The organism is Roseomonas sp. TAS13 (assembly GCF_001950415.1).
GTDB classification, from domain to species: Bacteria; Pseudomonadota; Alphaproteobacteria; order Acetobacterales; family Acetobacteraceae; genus Roseomonas; species Roseomonas mucosa.
On sequence record NZ_BDLP01000651.1, the window covers coordinates 1 to 1,324 of the forward strand.

A 1,324-nucleotide genomic window follows, 5' to 3' on the forward strand; every position below is an offset into this window, starting at 1 on the left:
GGCGGTGACGGGCATCGCCGGGCCCGGCGGCGCCGTGCCGGGCAAGCCGGTGGGGACGGTCTGGTTCGGCCTCGCCCGGCGGGGCCGGCCGGTGCGCGCGCTGCGCCACGTCTTCCCCGGCGACCGCACGGCGGTCCGCGCCGCGACCGTGGCCGAGGCGCTCCGCCTGCTGGGCGAGGCGGCCTGACGCCGGGGGCGGCGGAGCCTCCCCCGGGTCGCGCCGATCAGCGTTCCGCGACGATGCCGCGGATGGCGGCCAGGGTTTCCTCGATCATACCCGAGGACACGTCGAGATGCGTGCAGGCGCGTATCTTGCCGGCCAGGGCACTGACCAGGATGCCCTGGCGGCGCAGCTCCGTCTGCAGATCGGCGGGCGAGAAGCCGGCGCCGCGCGGGTCGAAATAGACCAGGTTGGTATCCGGATCGGTCACCTCGATGCCCGGGATCTGCTTCAGGCCGCGCGCCAGGGCGGCGGCGTTCATGTGGTCCTCGGCCAGCCGGTCCACGTGGTGGTCGAGGGCGTAGAGGCAGGCCGCGGCGCAGACGCCGCCCTGGCGCATCGCCCCGCCCAGCCGCTGCTTCCAGCGCCAGGCATGGCCGATGAACTCCTCCGACCCGCAGAGCACCGCGCCGAGCGGGGCACCGAGGCCCTTGGTGAAGTCGAGCCAGGCGGTGTCGAAGCCGGCGCACATCTCCGCGGCCGGGATGCCGGAGGCGACGCAGGCGTTCAGCAGCCGGGCGCCGTCCATATGCGTGGCCCAGCCCTGCTCATGCGCCACCGCCGCCACGGCATCGAGCTGCGCCTTCGGCCAGACCGCGCCGCCGCCATGGTTCGAGGTCTGCTCGACCTCCAGCATGGTCTGGGGCGGGGCGTTGCGGTTGCGCGGGCGGATGGCGGCGCGGACGGCCTCGGCATCGAACATGCCGCGCGGGCCGGCGAGCCCGGTGATCTGCACCCCGCCCAGCGCGGCATGGGCGCCGCCTTCGCTGTTGATGATATGCGCCGTCTCATGCGCCAGGATCTCGTCGCCCGGCCGTGTGTGGACCAGCGTGGCGATGACGTTGCACATGGTGCCGGAGGGCAGGAAGACCGCCGCCTCCTTGCCCAGCAGGGCCGCCATGCGGTCGCAGAGCGCGTTGATGGTCGGGTCGTTGCCCGACTGGTCGTCGCCCACCTCGGCCCGGGTCATGGCCTCCAGCATCGCCGGGGTCGGGCGGGTCTGGGTGTCGGAATAGAGGTTGATCCGGACGGGCGGCGCACCGGCGGGCGGGCGGGGCGGGGCATGGACCATGCGCGCGGACTCCTGACACTGCTTCGGCGGGG

Annotated in this window: 2 protein-coding genes; one reads left to right on the top strand and one right to left on the bottom strand. The window is 74.2% G+C overall.

The features are described from left to right. The coding region (locus ROTAS13_RS24535) for a CinA family protein (RefSeq protein ID WP_139323569.1) at positions 1 to 187 on the top strand (187 nt) is incomplete at its 5' end. A 37-nt stretch (positions 188 to 224) separates the two neighbouring features. Here the strand turns inward: ROTAS13_RS24535 and ROTAS13_RS24540 are convergent. Beyond that, a partial coding sequence (locus ROTAS13_RS24540) for a low specificity L-threonine aldolase (RefSeq protein WP_371329373.1) occupies positions 225 to 1,324 on the bottom strand: 1,100 nt, incomplete at its 5' end.